Source organism: Salinisphaera sp. SPP-AMP-43, from assembly GCF_049568105.1.
In the GTDB taxonomy this organism is placed as follows: Bacteria; Pseudomonadota; Gammaproteobacteria; order Nevskiales; family Salinisphaeraceae; genus Salinisphaera.
Genome location: NZ_CP145335.1, coordinates 4,145,996 through 4,161,937 on the forward strand (window position 1 = coordinate 4,145,996; position 15,942 = coordinate 4,161,937).

Sequence of the window (15,942 nt, forward strand, 5' to 3'; positions counted from 1 at the left end):
TTTCCGGAAAACGCTCTGGTGTTAACTTATCGTTACTCGAAGTGCTCACGCCAGCGCTGGACGGCGACCTGCTCCTTGACCAGATCCAGCACCTCGATCACAGCATCGCGCACTTCGTTGGTGGCATCGTCCATGTCTTGGGCCAGCAGCCGTTCGATCGCCGATTCCACGATATTGGATACCAGCTCGTCGAACTCAGCCGAGGACAGCCCGGAAATCGCTTCGTCCAGCACCTGGTTGACGGTATCGCGGATCGCATCGTCGATGGCATCCGAGACATAGTCGCCCACCATCGGCAGGCGCTCCAGATTCTTCAGCGCTGGATTGGTCTCCACGGTCCGGCCGACGATATTGGCAGCATAAGCCTGAATCTGGTCGCGATTGGCCTGATAGGCCGCTACGACCGAATACTCGATCTGGCTGCTGGCGGCCGCGGTCAGGCGGTGCCGCCGTGGCGCGATCACTTCGTTGAGCACCTGCCGCGACAGCTTCTGGCCACCGGATTCCAGCTCTTCCTGGACGCCGGACAACACCTTGATGACCACGCGATCGGAGATCTCCTCGACCACAATATCCCAGTAGACCATGAACTGGCGGTACAGCCACCAGTCGCGGACATCGATCACGCCAAGCCGCTGCAGGCGCATGACGATCGAGATCACGCGCAGTACACGCAAAAACCGGAAGCCAGCCACCGGGATACAGCCGAGCACGTCGTACCAGCGCGCAAACGGATAAAAATACCAGCGTTGGTAGCGCTGCTGGACGATCGCTACCGTCCACCCCGCCAGCACATCGGCCACGAAGACCGCCACGAACGCCAGATCGATGGTCATGAAGCGCTGGTGGACCTGCTCGGCATACCAGTCGTGGCCGGCCGGCCAGAGCGCGCCGAAGGCACTGCCGAGGCCAGGCAGCACGAACAGCGTATCGAACAGGATCAGCCCCAGGTTGATACATACCAGCACGATGATCGCCAGATCCCAGGCCAGAAACAGCCGCTCGCCTAGCGTGCGTTCGGCATCGACCACGGCGAACGGATCCGGCCGGCTCGTGCGCCCCGTGCTGGCTTGATAAACACTCATCCTCGGCCCTCGATGCGCGACAGTTCGCACGGTGCCAACATCGCCCGGACTTCCGGTAGTTTTTCTTCCATGGTCTGTCTCCCCCATTCGACGGCGAGTTCGAGCCCGGAGCGGCCCGGCACCAGATTCACCGGCGACAAGGTCTTGTAGAAACGCACCATGGTATCGGCGTAGACCCGGTTGATGCGCATCTGCATTTGTACCGTTTGGGTGATCGGCCACAGCCACATATTCTTGGGATCGACCCGCGGCAAAAAACAGTCGAAGGCCAGATAGTAGCCGTTACGCGTGCCGGCTCGACCGGCGGCCATGCCGCGCCAGGCCGAGCGGGCCGGCACGTTGTCGGCAATCCCACCGTCGACCAGCGCTGCCAGTTCGTGGCGATACATCATTTCGGCGAACAACTCGCGCGTGGCACCCGCGGTCGGGCCTGGCTCGTACTGCAGAATCGAGGGCACCGCCGCCGAAAATCCAACCGCATCCACGGCATGCAGCGAACGGGTGGTGGCATCGCGGCCGAGCACGAGCGGCACCACCATGTCGCTGTTGAAAAATTGCAGCAGCCGGGTCATGCGGGCCGCGACCCGCAGCGGCAGCGGCAGCAGTCGGGCCGCCCGGCCTTCGGCACCTTCAACTGCAGGCGCCAGCCGTTCGTAAGAGCGGCGCTTGAGCCCGGCCACCACCACATCGAGCGGAATCTCGAGCTCGTCGAGACGCAGCGGCCGACGCAGCTCGCCGGTAGACATGCGCTGATGCAGACCCCGCAGATGTAGATTCAGCAGCCCGCCAAGACAGAATTCGCCGCGCCGCCGAGCGCCCGAGTAGATATCGGCTTTTTTTAGCCCGGCCGCGAAAGCGATTTGTTCGTCGATATCGGCATGCCGGCGCTGGGCCCGCATTAGCCCCAGCACGGCCCCCATCGAATTACCGACGATGTAGTCCGGGATCAATCCAGCCTCGGCCAGACAGGCAAAGGCCCCCGCATAGACATAGCCAGCCCCGCCCCCGCCACCGGCCACGACTACCAGGGCCCGCCGGCCGGCTTCACGATCCAGGGCCTCGGCATCGAACTCATTGGCATGGCTTGCCAGCAGATGGCGCCGAGCCTCGACGGCCCGCGCCCGGGTCACTGCAGCGGCCTCGTGAGCGATCGCCAGCTTGTCGATATCCGACATCGGCGAGCGCAGTGGATCGTGCAGATGGTTGAGCAGCCAATCGCGCAGCGGCAACACCGCCTGCATATCGACCGCCACATCACGGCTCCGGGTTTGATTGGCAGGGCGAAACCGATACAGCCGCGCCAGACCGATGGCATAGCGCAGATCCTGGTATTCGGCCTCGGGCAGCTGTTCCGGTTCGGCCAGGCGCGCACGCACCAAGGCCCGCTCCATACGATGCAACGCCAGCCGCGTTCGCTCGTCGGCCTGCTCGGTCGGCATGCTGGCCGTCTCGGTATGGCCCTCGCGATCGAGCGTATGCGGCAAGCTGGAGTCGGAATCACTCAAAACGATCGACACCGTTGTCGTATCGGTCTGGGGCGGGCAGCACTGCCGGTCCGGCCGCAATCCGGAGCCGAATAGTGGTCGATGACGTGGCCAGTAGCAGGCACATCAGCAGGCCTTAAAAACAGACCGCGCCGGTCTTTTCCAGATAGCGCTGGTGGTAATCCTCGGCGCGATAGAATGCCTCCAGCGGCTCGATCTCAGTAACGATCGGGGCCGTCAGTTCGGCCTGGCGTGCTTCCAGGCTGGCCTGGGCTTCGGCAAGCTGGGTGTCGTTGGCGGTGAAGATCGCCGAACGATATTGGCGACCGACATCCGGACCTTGACGATTGCGGGTGGTCGGATCGTGGTTTTGCCAGAACACGTCCAGCAACGCACGATAAGAGATCCGTTCCGGATCGTAGACCACCTGTACCGCCTCGGCATGGCCAGTATGCCCGGCACAGACCTGGCGATAACTCGGGTTGGGCACATCGCCGCCGGCATAACCGACCGCGGTATCCTCGACGCCCTCGATCCGGCGAAAGATCATCTCCGGCTTCCAGAAACAGCCCATGGCGAAGATTGCAGTCGCCATCTCGACCTCGTGTGTCTTGGCGAGTGAATTCATCATCATAACGCAAGGCAGGCGCGCCGAATCCGGGCCAGCGCCAAGGCGCGATTCAATCGGTCTCGCCTTCCGGGCCATCGGCATAGTCGGTGATCAGCGGTGCCGCATCGATGCCGCGCTGGCGCAGGAAACCGACCAGCACATCGGTTCGACCATGGGTCGCCAGCACCCGGGAGGCGCCCGTGGCGTCGATGGTATCGATCAATCCCGGCCAATCGGCATGATCGGAGAGCACGAAACCACGGTCGTAGCCGCGGCGGCGTCGATTGCCGCGAATCCGCATCCAGCCCGAGGCAAAACCGGTGCGATGCTCGCCGAAGCGCCGCATCCAGCGCGAGCCGGCCGCCGAAGGCGGCGCCAGCGCCAGAGCATTCGAGAAATCATGGCCCTTGGGTTGGTCGCTGACGGCTTCGGTAGCCAGCATCTCGATACCGGCTTCGCGATAAATCCGGGTCAACGGCACTAGCGCCCCATGGAGATAGGCATGCGCCTGTGGCAGCCCCGGACATGATGCGAGCTCAGCCAGCAGTCGCTGCGCCTTGCCGAGCGAATAACAAAACAGCACGCTAGCGCGCCCGGCGTCGGCATTGGCCTGCCACCAGGTCGCGATATCGCGGGCCACGGCGGCGGCCGGCGCCCAGCGATAGACCGGCAGGGCAAACGTCGCCTCGGTGATGAATGTATCGCAGGGCACGATCTCGAAATCCGTACAAGTCGGGTCGTGATCGCGTTTGTAATCGCCCGAGGCCACCCAGACCTCGCCACCGGCCTCGACCCGGATTTGGGACGATCCGAGAATATGCCCGGCCGGATGGAATGACACCCGGGCCGCACCGAACGTCAATGACTCGCCGTAGGCCACGCTCTGGCAGTCGATATCCGAACCCAGGCGGTGTCGCAGCAGGGCCTCGCCGTCGGCTGCGGCCCAATAACGGCCATGGCCGGCCCGGGCGTGATCGGCATGGGCATGGGTGATCAAGGCCCGGTCGACCGGGCGCCAAGGATCGATATAAAAATCGCCTGCGGCGCAGTACAACCCGTGTTCGGTTGGCTCAATCAACATAGGCGCCTTGCATGCCCGTGGCGCGCCGACAATGAGCCCCGCATGGCGGCATTTGCATCGTGAACATGCGTTTGCCCCATGACTCGACCCTTAATAGTGCAGTGCATTGTAACCCCATCAATTACTTCAAACATTCCATTTATTTTTTGTCATCGGGGATTTCACTTACTAGAACTTTAGTGCTAAATTGAGCCTTGCGGATTAGGGAGTCCGCACCACCGGAACAACAGGGGCCTTCCAAACAACGTTTATAAAATTCATGGCTTGCCTGGCGTAGTGAGTATTGCGCAGGTCAGATGGGCTTAGCAGCGCGTCTAGCCGACGGACGGGGTCCGTCACGGGTAGCCGGTGGCGTTCACATAATGCCGCGCCGCGACACGACAACCGCTATATCGTTGCGACGGTTAACCTTTCTGTTCAAGGGAGTTAGGGAGAAATGCGTCAACATCCAGCCAAGACTTTAGCGTTGGCCGCCTGCGGCTGCACCGCGCTATGGGCCGTGCAAGCTACGGCCCAGACCAACGGCGGCCAGCCGTCTCTCGACCAGCTGCAGCAGCAGATTCAGCAGTTGCAGCAGCAAGTCCAGGATCTCAAGACCCAGCAGCAGGCTCAGCCGCAGGGTCAGGATCAGGGCCAGGCCGCGAACACCACCTCTGCGCAGTCGGCCAACCCGGAAACCGGCGCCAAGCAGGACAACAAAAAGCTCACCATCAATGGTGGCGTGGTTGCCGAATACCAGGTCCGTGACGACCACCACTCGCGCAACCAGCGCACCGGCGGCGACCTGATTCTGGACTACTTCGATCTGGGCATCTCCGGCGACGCCGGCAACGGCATCACCTACGGCCTCGACTACCGCTGGTCCGACGTGAACTTCGCCGACGACCAGATGCTGCACAACGGCTGGGCCGCCTACGACTTCGGCGCCGGCGACAGCAGCCAGGTCAAGGGCGGTTTCTTCCAGGTACCCTTCGGCAACCTGCCGTTTGGCTACCAGTCGTTCTGGGCTCCGGGCCGTTACTACCTGGGCTTCGCCGACAACCAGGCCGCCGGTCTGGGCTACAAGTACGAGGCCAACGGCTGGCGTTTGGATATCGACGCCTTCAAGAACGACGACCTGGAACAGAACACGACCTACGGCGGCAACCCGTCCAACGGCTATGACCAGATCAACGGCGGCAACGTGCGCGTCGGCTATACCTTCAAGCCGGAAGCCGGCACGGTCAACGTGTCGGGTTCGGTGCGCGGCGGCCAGCTCGAAACCGATAGCGTCAGCGGCGGCGATGCCATGGGCAATCGCTGGGCGGCCTCGGCAGCGGTCAACGCGTCGCTCGGCAACTGGACCCTGCAGGGCCAGTACACCGACTATCGCTACAACGTAGCCGACGACAGCGCGCTGTCGGGCGACTCGGTTATCTTCGAGAACTACGGCTACGGTTATCTGGCCCCGGCCAGCGGCCAGATGTTCTCGGCCAGCATCGGCCATACCTTCCCAGTGGAACTCGGCCCGATCAGCTCGTTCAGCGTGTATGACGACTACGACTACCTGATGGTCGGCGGCGACGGCGAATACGCTTCGCAGGCTGGCTTCGAAGGCGCCTCCGGCGATACCCAGGTCAACGTTGTCGGTGCTCAGATGATCGCCGGTCCGATCTATATCTGGGCTGAAATGATCAGTGGCAAGAACGCGGCCATGGCCTTCAACGGTCCGAACGATGACAACTGGCATCATCGCTTCAACCTGACCGCGGCCTATTACTTCTCGGGCGACCTGATTCAGTAACCCGTTAGTGAGGTAGGACCGAACCGGTTTCGGTCAACGCAAAAAGCGGGCGCTTCGGCGCCCGCTTTTTTTTGTTTGCCGTATCGCCTCTAGCGCTGATTCTGGCCAGCCTCGCCGAGCAGGCATTGCACAAACCATGCGCAGTCGACGCCTACCGCGTGCCCCCGGATCGCGGCCTTTGCCGAAACTGCCTGGAAACCAGACCAGCCGATAGAGGCACCTATCGCGCCCCTGATCGCCCGCTACAGGCCAGAGGCAGCGACAGTCCGGCTGGACAATAAAGCGCCAGCGTTGGGGTGTGTCGCCAAGCGCTTTCTGAAGATGACGATCGGCGGCAAAACGAAGCTTGCGAACGTAACGTGGCGGCTCGACACGCAAGAGCATCAGCACGGGATTGCCGTAAAACAGCGCTTATCCAGAAGAGTGAGGCCGCAAATCACCTTTCGCAGCATGGCGCATCTCGGCATGACACGTCATGACCGGCCCCCCCTCGCCTTGCCAAACACGATTGACCGGCTCCAACCCGGCGCTCATGCGACGCACCAGCAGCCCCCAAGAGCTAACAGCTTGGGCATCCGGCCGCGCCAAGCCGCTACGTCGCAACACACCGCTGGCCATAGGGCGTCGCGCATTTCGATGTAGCGCACTACAGGCGTGGCAGGCGCCTTGGGCGATATGCGCCGGGCACACCGCGCTCCCATATATGCCGACACGCGGTCGCCCGAGACCGCATAGGCCGCAGCGCGGTGATGAGCGGCTATCCCGCAGGCACGTACACTGCGCCGATTTCAATACCATCTTGCCCGGCTACGTCTTTGGCTGGGCAACCGGCTGATATCGATCGTCGGATCAACTGCTTTTCAAAGCGCCCACGTTCGGGACGACCCCGGGAGGAACCGACCATGCTCCGTATGTGGCGTTGATCCCACGCCACACAGCGCACTAGAGATCAGCCGCGGCTACAGGCGGCCAATCGCCCGATGGCCGATATCCCGACGATAGGCGACATTCGCCCACTGGATAGCCGCCACACCACGATAGGCCCGGGCCTGGGCCTCGGCGACATCGGTCCCCAGGGCACAAACACACAGCACTCGCCCACCACTGGTGACGACCTGTCCGCTGTCGTCGAGCTGGCTGCCGGCATGAAAGACCTCGACGCCTTCGGCCGCCGCCCGCTCGAGTCCGGTGATCGGGTTACCTTTGGCATAGGCGCCTGGATAACCGCCGGCCGTCATGACCACGCCGAGCGCGACCTCATCGCGCCAAACCGCGGATACCGTATCCAGCCGGCCAACGATGGCGGCTTCGAGCAAATCCAGCAGATCGGAATCCAAGCGCATCATGATCGGCTGGGTTTCGGGGTCGCCCATACGCACATTGAATTCGAGCACCTTCGGGGCCCCGGCCGCATCGATCATCAGACCAGCATAGAGAAAGCCCTGGAACGGCCGACCGTCGGCGGCCAGACCGGCCACCGTCGGCTGCATGACGTCATGCATGACCCGCTCGGCAATCTCGTCGGTGACCACCGGGGCCGGCGAATAGGCGCCCATGCCGCCGGTATTTGGCCCGGTATCGCCGTCGTAGGCGGCTTTGTGATCCTGGGAACTGGCCAGCGGCAAGATATGTTCGCCGTCGACCATGGCGATGAAACTGGCCTCTTCGCCGGTCAAAAATTCCTCGACCACGATTCGCGCGCCGGCATCGCCGAACGCATTGTCCTCGAGCATGTCGCGGGCCGAGGCCAGCGCCTGTTCGACGCTTTGGGCCAGAGTCACGCCCTTGCCCGCCGCCAGGCCGTCGGCCTTGATCACGATCGGCGCCCCGCGTTGCTCGATATACGCGGCCGCCGCCGCATAGTCGGAAAACGTGGCGTACTCGGCGGTCGGAATCGAATGCCGGGCCAAAAAATCCTTGGAAAACGCCTTGCTGGCCTCGAGCTCGGCGGCCGCGGCAGTCGGGCCAAAACAAGCCAGACCGGCTACGTTGAACGCATCGACCAGGCCGATGGCCAGCGGCGCCTCGGGCCCGACCACGGTCAGCGTGATCGCGTTGTCGCGCGCGAAGTCGACCAGCGCATCGATTTCTTCCACGCCGATGGCCACATTCGTGACATTGCTCATCAACGCAGTGCCGGCATTGCCCGGCGCCACGAAGATCTCGGCGACCCGCGGCGAGGCCGCCAGCTTCCAGGCCAGGGCATGCTCCCGGCCCCCGTTGCCGACAACGAGAATGCGATGCGATGACGAACTCATGGACAGCCCTAACTGGTCGACGGTCGAAAAACAGCGGCGTGGCGCCGTGTGCGGCGGCCAAGCTTAGCAAAGCCGCCCGCCGCTGTGCTCGAACCGGCCGACAACGCTAGACTGGCGGGCTGATCCATCTCGAGCCCGATCCGCCATGGCCGAACTCCAGACCCTCTACGAAGGCGACTATCTGCGCCTGCAGCGCATCGACACCTGGGAATTCGTGGTGCGCGCGAATGCCCGCGGCGCAGTGGTAATCGTGGCCGTGACGCCCGATGACGAACTGCTGCTGGTCGAACAACCCCGCCCAGCCCTGGGGCGCTCGGTGCTGGAACTGCCAGCCGGGTTGGTCGGCGATATCGCCGGCGAGGAAGACGAAGCCCTGGCCGTGGCCGCAGCGCGCGAACTCGAGGAAGAAACCGGCTATCGCGCCGCCCGGATGACGTATATGACCGGCGGCCCGCCCAGCGCCGGCCTGTCTGCAGAAACACTGTGGTTCTATCGCGCCCACGAGCTGACCCGGATCCACGACGGCGGCGGCGACGACAGCGAACAAATCACCGTCCATGCCGTGCCCATGCACGAAGTCGACGACTGGCTGGCCGCCCGCGAAGCCGAGGGCACCCCAGTGGACCCGAAGATCTATACCGGGCTGTATTTCATTCGCCGAGAACGCCGCTGAGATCGAACCGATCCGCGCAGTCCAGCGTATGGATCGATGCGCTGGCCAGCGGTCGCTCGCTGGCCACGCAGCTCGCATAACCCGCCTGCAGCGATACCGGGCATAAATGCCAGTCGCGGCCATCCAGCCGGGCTATATCGCCTGCGAGTTCGAGGCCGCGAATACGCGCCAAGCCGACCCGGCCACTAGCCTTGACCGTGGCCTCGCGGGCACACCAGGCATCGAAGAAATCGCCTGACGGGGCGATCGAACGCTGCAGCCGCGGCGAGACATTCTCGCGCCGCGCCTCTACATCCAGCCCGATCCGCACATGCTCGGCGATCGCACAGGCAACCAGCCACTCGCTGTGCGAAACGCTGAACGCCGGCCCCTGGGCAAAACAGGGCCGCCCGCCGGGCGCAAAGCCCAGCCGGGCCCACGTGCCCGAAGGCGCACCGACCAGCTCCAACCCCTGCTTGAGCAGCCATAACCCGGCCTGGGTGCGGGCCCGCGCCGTACGATTCTGCATGCGTTCTAGACGCCGCCGATAGCTTTCGGGCACCGCGGCCGCCGGGCGAGCAGCAAACGCCGCCTCCCGCACTTCGTCGAGAACGATGTATACTACAAACATAAACGTTTTCTTAATCCTAAAACGATGTTTCGTTGTCGCCCACGCCATGGGGTCGGAATCCGTAGTGGAGGTCGCTCGTGATGACCGTCAAGACCGAGAATTATCCGGATTCTGCCACGGCCCACGGCCTGTCCGGCCCGGCCGAAGCATTTCCGATCGCCCCGGACGACGCTACCCGTAGGCGGCTGCAGGCTTGGCAGGCCGAGTACGGCGATCTGTTTCAAGTGCCTGCGGTCAACGGCGGGCCGGCGCACTGGATCGTCAACGACCCGGCACTGGCCCAGCAGGTGCTGGTGCGCCAGGCCGCGAAATATACCAAGGGCATGGGCCTGGACCGGGTCAAGATCCTGCTCGGCAACGGCATCATGGTCAGCGAAGGCGATTTCTGGGCCCGCCAGCGGCGTATGCTGCAGACCGCGTTTCGGCCGCGCTCGCTGGCTGATTTCAACACCATGATCTTCGACGAGAACGCCGCGCTCGCTGCACGCTGGCAGCAGGCCGCCAACGACGGGCGCGCCGTGGAAGCCGAAGCCGATACCAGCGAACTGAGTCTCGGCATCGTGCTCAAATCGATCTTCGGCGCCGACTATGCGCGGCTGGTCGAGCACGGCCACAACCCGTTCGCCCTGCTCACCGAGCAGCCCGAGCGCAATCTGCGTTTCGCGGCCCGTTTCCATCGCCTGAAAAAAGTCGTCGACGAGATCATAGACACGCGGCTGGCCGCGGGCGCGCCCCACGAATTCGATTTTCTCGGCCATTTGCTGGCCACCCGCGGGCGCGACGATCAGCCGATGAGCCGCACGGCGATCATCGACGAAGTCATGACCCTGATCGTGGCCGGCCATGAAACCACCGCCAGCGCCCTGGCCTTTGCCTGGCATCTGATCGCCACCCATCCCAGCGTGGCCGCTCGCATGCAGGCCGAGACCGACGGTGTGGATGAGGCCACCCTGCGTACCACTGGTGGTACCGATCGACAGACGCTGGCTTATACCGATCGCGTGGTCGCCGAAACCCTGCGCCTTTATCCCCCGGGCTGGCTGCTATCGCGCCGCGCGACCGTTGATCATGAGCTGGGTGGGCGACCGATCGCGGCCGGCACCCAGGTCTTTATCTGTCCTTATCTGCTACACCGCCATCCGCAATACTGGCAGCAGCCGGAGCGCTTCGATCCGGACCGATTCGAGCGCGCCGACGAGCCTAGGCACCGGCTGGCCTATCTGCCGTATGCGGCCGGGCCACGCCACTGTATCGGCGAACATATGGCCGCGACCGAGATGCGCGTGCATCTGGCCACCATGCTGCGCCACTTCACGCCGATCTGGCAGGGCGAAGGCACGCCGGCGATCGAATCCGCAATCAATCTACGGCCAGCCAACGGAATTTATTTACAATTGGCGCCCCGATAACAACGACCACGATGGTCGACGACACGGGCATGGCTATGCACTCGTTCAAGACCCTGGCCGACGCACTGGACGCGGCGGCCGAAACCGACCGCGAAATCGGCTTCATCGACGGCGCCAACGACGAACGCCGCCTCAGCTACCGGCTGCTCAAGCGCGCCGCACTGCGCATGCTGGCCGTGCTGCAGGACGAAGGCGCGAAACCCGGCGATCCGGTGATCCTATTCATCGCCGACAATCTGCGCTTCGTGCAGTTCTACTGGGCGGCGATCTATGGCGGCCTGACGCCGGTGCCGGTCGCTGCCGGCGCCACTGAGGCGCATCTGAACAAACTCGCCCGGGTCTGGTCGCATATGGGCGAACCACGGGTGGTGACCGATGCCCGGCATATGGAACGCATCCTCGGCCATTTCGAGGCGGCCGGCCAGGCCGCGGCCGGCGAGCGGTTCGCCGATAGCGCGCTGTCGGACGAGCCGCCGGCGGTCGAAACCGAACCCCAGCGCGCCGACCTGGCTGCCGAGGACACCGCATTCATCCAGTTTTCCTCCGGCTCGACCGGCGATCCCAAGGGCGTGGTGCTCAGCCATGCCAACGTGCTCGCCAACATCGCCGCGATCAGCGACGGCTCGCACTTCAGCGACGATGAAGTCGCGGTCTCTTGGATGCCGCTGACCCACGATATGGGCCTGATCGGCTTCCATCTGACCCTGGTTTGCCACGCCTTTAACCACTATCTGATGGCGCCAGAACTGTTCGCCCGACGGCCGCTGCTGTGGCTGGAAAAAGCCGCTGAGAAAAAGGCCTCACTGCTGTGCTCACCGAACTTCGGCTATCGCCATACGCTGCGTGCAATCTCAGCCAAGGGCCGGCCCGATCTGGATCTGTCCAGCGTGCGCCTGATCTACAACGGCGCCGAGCCGATCGCAGCCTCGTTGGCGCGTGAATTTCTCGACACGCTGGCACCGAACGGCCTGGCGCCGAACGTCATGTTCTGTGTCTATGGCCTAGCCGAGGCCAGCCTGGCCGCGACCTTCCCGCCGGCTGGCGCGGGTCTGGCCACGCTCTCGGTGGCCCGCGGCGAACTCGGCACCGGCGACCGGGTCCGTTTCGACGACAGCGCCGAGGCCATCGAGCTGGTCGATCTCGGCACGCCGGTGGCCGGCTGCGAGCTACGCATCGCCGATGCCGACGGTCAGCCGGTCGCCGAGGACGTGGTCGGTCGGGTCTGGATCGCCGGCGCCAACGTGACCGCCGGCTACTATGCCAACCCCGAGGCCAACGCGGCTGCACTCGTGGGCAACGGCTGGCTGGATACCGGCGATCTCGGCTTCGTGCACGACGCCGAGCTGTATATCACCGGGCGCGCTAAGGACATCATCTTCATCAACGGCGCCAACCACTATCCCCAGGATCTGGAAGCCGTCGCCGACAAGATCGACGGCGTAGATCTGAACAAGATCGCCGCCGCCGGGGTTCGCGCGCCGAATGCCGACGCCGACGAGCTGGTGTTTTTCGTCGTACACCGCGGACACACCGAGGATTTCGTGCCGACCGCGCGGGCCATTGCCCAGCGCATCAACCACGATACCGGCCTGGCCGTGGCGCATGTGCTGCCGGTCCGCCAGGTCCCCAAGACCACCAGTGGCAAACCGCAGCGCGCGGCCCTGGCCGCCGACTTCGCCGGCGGGGCCTTCGACGACGTGATCGCCGAGCTGCATGCCCTGACCGCATCCGAGGCGGCCGGCAGCGCACCGGCCGCGACCGCCGTGGCCGATCAGCTCAAGATCATCTGTGACGAAGTCGCTCCGGATAAAAACATCGGCTACGACGACGATCTGTTCGAAATCGGCCTGTCGTCGCTGGAACTGGCCCAGATCCATGAAGGCATCGAGACGCGTTGGCCGAGCCGGATCGAGATCAACGATCTGTTCGACTACCCCACGATCAACGATCTGGCCGAGTTCCTAGAGGCCGAGACCACGAACTGACGCGGGTTAGTCGTCGCCCACAGGAATCTGGCGGCGCCAGCCCTCGCGAAAGGTCGCGGCCCGGTCCGGCGACCAGGCCGGCTCATAGACCGCGCTCGGCTGCCAGGCGACGACCGCATCGGCCAGTCGGGCCTCCTGGTCGGGATTCATTGCCATCCGTGCCAGGGCGGCCGCGCCCAGCGGCGTGGCATGGGCATCCGGGTAGACCTCGATCGGCAGCTGACAGAGATCGGCGGCCGCCTGCATCAGCCGCCGCGACTGGGTTAGCCCGCCGTCGACCCGCAGCCGGGTCAATGGCTGTTCGAAATCGGCGCCGATCAGATCGACCAGTTCGGCCACCTGGGCAGCGATGCCTTCCAAGACCGCCAGCACCAGATGCGGCGCTCCGGTGGCCAGGTTCATGCCGGTGAACTGGGCTCGGGCCTGAGACTGCCACCAGGGCGCGGCCAGACCGGCGAACGATGGCACGCAAAGCGCGCCCTCTGAATCCGCTGCGGCCACCCGATCGAGCTCGGCCGCGCTTTCAATCCAGCCGAGCTCGATCAGCCAGCGGATCGCCGAGGCCGCGGTATAGACTTGGCCGTCTACGCAATAGCTCGATCGCTCGCGAAGTTGCCAGGCCGCCGAGGTGGTCAGGCCGTGGCGCGAACCACGCGGCGTTTCGCCGATCTGGGCCAGCAGGAAAGCGCCGGTACCGAAAGTACATTTGGCCTCGCCGGGGGCCAGACAGGATTGACCGATCAGAGCCGCCTGCTGATCCACCACCAGCCCGCCAACCGGCGTCGGGCGCCCAAAGGCAGTGGTTTCGCCGACGATCTCATCGCAGGCCACGATCTCGGGCAGGCGCTCGTCGGCCAGCCCGAACCAATCCAACAGTTCGCGATCCCAGGCGAGTGTGTCGAGCCCGCAGAGCGCCGAACGACTGGCAGTCGTGACATCGGTGACGAAGGCACCGGTCAGTTGATGGATCAGCCAGGCATCCGAGGTCGTCACGACCCCATCACGAGTGACATGCCGGCGCAGCCAGGCCAGCTTCGGCGCCGAGAAATAAGGATCCAGCATCAGGCCGGTCTTCTCGGCCAGTCGCTCGCGCTTTCCGGCGAGCTCGGTACAAATCGAAGCCGCCCGTCGATCCTGCCAGACGATCATTCGCGACATCGGGGCCCCGGTCTCGGGGTCCCAGGCCAGCACGGTCTCGCCCTGGTTGGCCAAGGTCACGATGTCGACCTCGCAGCCCGCCTGGGCGATGGCCGCGCGGCCGGCTGCGAGCACCGATTCCAGCAAGGCCATCGGATCCTGCTCGACCGCGCCATCGGCGCGATAGTCGGGGGCCACCGGGCGCTCGGCCAGCCCGCGGATGCAGCCGTCGCTATCGACCACCGCAGCCTTGGTGCCCGAGGTGCCCTGATCGATCGCCAGCACGCAACTCATGAGCGAACCGCGGCGCCGGCCGCATCGGCATCCAGCTCGGCATCGACCGAATACATGGCCGGCATTGCCAGGCCGGCCGTACCACCGCGCCGAGCCAGCAAGAAGCCAAGATAGACCGCACCGATAGCGACCATGATCGCGACATACACCCACGAGCTCAAAAAGGCCGCATCACGGAAAATCAGCAATTCGTAGACCAGCCAGATCGAGGCCAACACGACCACCGGCACTTCGAAACGGCCGAGGGTAAAACCCTTGCTCGGCGGCAGATCACGGCGTTTGACGATATACAACAATACCGTTGCGGCATAGATTACCGACGGCAGCAGAGTCGCCGCAGAAAACAGGGCGAACAGGGCATCGGTCTGGAAAGCAAAGATGGCCAGCAGCAGCTCGCCGAGCACGAACACCAGCCCGGTGGCGGCCAGGGGAGTGCCAAAACGCGGCGAGATCCGCGACCACAAGGCATGCCCCGGGAAACGGGCATCCCGCGACATCGCCCAGACCAAGCGCACGCCGGTCATCAGAATCACCATGCCGCAAGCAAAAATCGCGACCACCACCATGATCAACAAGGCCGTGCCCACCACCGGGCCAAGCACCCGGGCGATCACATCTGCGATCGGGGTGGCCGACTGGGCAAGGGCCACCGGATCGCCGGCCAGCAGAGTGACCGCGATCAGAAAAGCGAAGCCGAGCACGCCGGAGGCGATCACCGCCTGGGCCATGGCCCGCGGCACGACCCGTGCCGGCTGCTCGGTCTCTTCGGCCAGATTGGCGGCCGACTCGAAACCCACGATGGTGAATGAACCGAGCAATGTGCCCATCATCCACGGACCCACGTGCACTAGACTACCGAAGCTGAAATAACCCTCGGGGCTGATCGAGCCGGTCGATACCAGATTGGAGAAATCCAGCCCGCGCATGATCGCGCCGACCACCAGTAACAGCACCACCAGCAACAACATGCCGACCAGCTCGGCGGTGACCGCCGCATTGTTCACGCGCTCGGTCCAGCGGGTCGAAAACGCGACCAGCAACGCCTGGCCGGCCAGCACGAGCGCGGTGATCCACCAGGCATTGCCCGGCGTGCCGGTGTAATTCAACAGCACCGGCAGCACGGTCGAAGCAATAGTGTAGTCGACCGCGACCACCACGATCGCCAGGAAGGTGAACGAAATCCAGCCCATGATCCAGCCGAGCACCGGATTGGCCAACCGCGACACCCATTGATAGGAATAGCCGGTCACCGGGATACGTGCGGCCAGCGAGCCGAACAGGAGGGCCACCATGAGCTGGCCGACCACGGCCACTGGCCAGGTCCAGATACCGGCCGGCCCGGATGACTGCAACACTGCGCCGTAGGTGGTGAAGATGCCGGTGGCGATGGATACGAACGCGAAAGCGACGGCAAACGACGCAAAGGATCGCGTACTGCGTTGCATGGCCTGGGTATAACCGAACTCGGCGACATCGGCGCCCGGCCCGGCAGAGCCTCTCGAAACCTTGGGATCAGTCATGGTTGCCCCCTTG

Annotated in this window: 12 protein-coding genes; 4 read left to right on the forward strand and 8 right to left on the reverse strand. The window is 64.3% G+C overall.

The annotated features are described in order from the left end of the window. Window positions 1-32: 32 nt before the first annotated feature. From V5738_RS17920 to V5738_RS17935, 4 genes are all read right to left on the reverse strand, one after another. Window positions 33-1,085 carry an ion transporter gene (locus V5738_RS17920; protein ID WP_423822190.1) on the reverse strand — a complete coding sequence of 351 codons (1,053 nt, stop codon included), beginning with the start codon at window positions 1,083-1,085 and terminating at the stop codon, window positions 33-35. Next, on the reverse strand, window positions 1,082-2,590 hold the full coding sequence (locus V5738_RS17925) for a patatin-like phospholipase family protein (RefSeq protein ID WP_423822191.1): 1,509 nt from the start codon (window positions 2,588-2,590) through the stop codon (window positions 1,082-1,084). Before V5738_RS17925 ends, V5738_RS17920 begins: the two co-directional genes overlap by 4 nt. A 115-nt stretch (window positions 2,591-2,705) precedes the next feature. Next, the gene (msrA, locus tag V5738_RS17930; RefSeq protein ID WP_423822192.1) at window positions 2,706-3,164 is read right to left on the reverse strand and encodes a peptide-methionine (S)-S-oxide reductase MsrA; all 459 of its coding nucleotides are present in this window, start codon (window positions 3,162-3,164) and stop codon (window positions 2,706-2,708) included. An 85-nt stretch (window positions 3,165-3,249) separates the two neighbouring features. Further along, entirely contained in the window at window positions 3,250-4,260 is a 1,011-nt protein-coding gene (locus V5738_RS17935; protein WP_423822193.1) for a ligase-associated DNA damage response exonuclease, read from the reverse strand. Window positions 4,261-4,696: 436 nt separating this feature from the next. Here V5738_RS17935 and V5738_RS17940 point away from each other — a divergent pair, with 436 nt between their 5' ends. Next, complete coding sequence (locus V5738_RS17940) at window positions 4,697-6,043, forward strand: hypothetical protein (RefSeq protein WP_423822194.1); 1,347 nt, start codon at window positions 4,697-4,699, stop codon at window positions 6,041-6,043. A gap of 959 nt (window positions 6,044-7,002) precedes the next feature. Here V5738_RS17940 and purD read toward each other — a convergent pair. Next, the gene (gene purD, locus V5738_RS17945) at window positions 7,003-8,301 is read right to left on the reverse strand and encodes a phosphoribosylamine--glycine ligase (protein ID WP_423822195.1); all 1,299 of its coding nucleotides are present in this window, start codon (window positions 8,299-8,301) and stop codon (window positions 7,003-7,005) included. A 145-nt stretch (window positions 8,302-8,446) separates the two neighbouring features. Between purD and V5738_RS17950 the strand changes: the two genes are divergently transcribed. Beyond that, window positions 8,447-8,974: an NUDIX hydrolase gene (locus V5738_RS17950; RefSeq protein WP_423822196.1), complete on the forward strand. Its 528-nt coding sequence runs from the start codon at window positions 8,447-8,449 to the stop codon at window positions 8,972-8,974. Here the strand turns inward: V5738_RS17950 and V5738_RS17955 are convergent. After that, on the reverse strand, window positions 8,952-9,584 hold the full coding sequence (locus V5738_RS17955) for a 4'-phosphopantetheinyl transferase family protein (protein WP_423822197.1): 633 nt from the start codon (window positions 9,582-9,584) through the stop codon (window positions 8,952-8,954). The genes V5738_RS17950 and V5738_RS17955 overlap by 23 nt on opposite strands. 80 nt (window positions 9,585-9,664) lie before the next feature. On the opposite strand from V5738_RS17955, the gene V5738_RS17960 reads away from it, so the two are divergent. Then, window positions 9,665-10,993, forward strand: a complete 1,329-nt coding sequence (locus V5738_RS17960) for a cytochrome P450 (protein ID WP_423822198.1) — start codon at window positions 9,665-9,667, stop codon at window positions 10,991-10,993. 11 nt (window positions 10,994-11,004) lie between these two features. Continuing rightward, complete coding sequence (locus V5738_RS17965; protein ID WP_423822199.1) at window positions 11,005-12,978, forward strand: non-ribosomal peptide synthetase; 1,974 nt, start codon at window positions 11,005-11,007, stop codon at window positions 12,976-12,978. A gap of 6 nt (window positions 12,979-12,984) precedes the next feature. On the opposite strand, the gene V5738_RS17970 is transcribed toward V5738_RS17965, so the two are convergent. Then, a complete protein-coding gene (locus V5738_RS17970) occupies window positions 12,985-14,409 on the reverse strand; it encodes an FGGY family carbohydrate kinase (RefSeq protein ID WP_423822200.1) in 1,425 nt (474 codons plus the stop codon). After that, window positions 14,406-15,929 (reverse strand): amino acid permease, encoded by a 1,524-nt coding sequence (locus tag V5738_RS17975; protein ID WP_423822201.1) that lies wholly within the window; start codon window positions 15,927-15,929, stop codon window positions 14,406-14,408. Before V5738_RS17975 ends, V5738_RS17970 begins: the two co-directional genes overlap by 4 nt. Window positions 15,930-15,942 lie beyond the last annotated feature (13 nt).